We start from the raw sequence: 650 nt of genomic DNA on the forward strand, positions 1-650 counted from the left end.
GATTCCTTGCAGCCGTATTTGTTGTCGAATTTCGACTTGGTCACGCTGTCGTTGACGTTGATGGCGGGGAAGGGCAGGTGGCCTTTCTCCATCATCTTGTAAAGGCGGTGCACACCCGTGGTGGTTTCCTCGGATACGCCCTTGATCTGGTGGCGCTGTTTGATGAACCACCCCGGCGTTTCCGCGATCCGCTTGCGGATCTGGGCGAAGAGATACTCCTCTTCTTCGCTTGTCGGCACGGCGATGAGATCCTCCTCGCCCTCCTCCACGCGCGCGCCCATCAGGATGTAAAGCGTGGCATCGCCGCCATCATCAAGGATCATGTTGGCACCGCCCTCCGCAAACTGGAAGATCCGGTCGGCATAGTCCCAGTATTCCTCGAGCGTTTCGCCCTTGACCGCGAAGACCGGTGTGCCGCCCGCCGCAATGGCCGCTGCCGCGTGATCCTGCGTGGAAAAGATGTTGCACGAGGCCCAACGCACATCGGCGCCAAGGGCCACCAGAGTTTCGATCAGAACGGCGGTCTGGATCGTCATGTGCAGCGATCCGGCGATCCGCGCACCCTTGAGTGGCTGTTCCGCCCCGTATTCCTCGCGCAGCGCCATGAGGCCCGGCATCTCCGTTTCAGCGATGTCCAGTTCCTTGCGGCC

General features: G+C 61.1%; 1 protein-coding gene. It reads right to left on the bottom strand.

From position 1 onward, the window contains the following. Positions 1 to 650 (bottom strand): adenosylhomocysteinase (locus tag M8744_RS17730; protein ID WP_251420065.1); only part of this gene is annotated, 650 nt, incomplete at both ends.

Source organism: Lutimaribacter degradans (assembly GCF_023703375.1).
GTDB classification, from domain to species: Bacteria; Pseudomonadota; Alphaproteobacteria; order Rhodobacterales; family Rhodobacteraceae; genus Lutimaribacter; species Lutimaribacter degradans.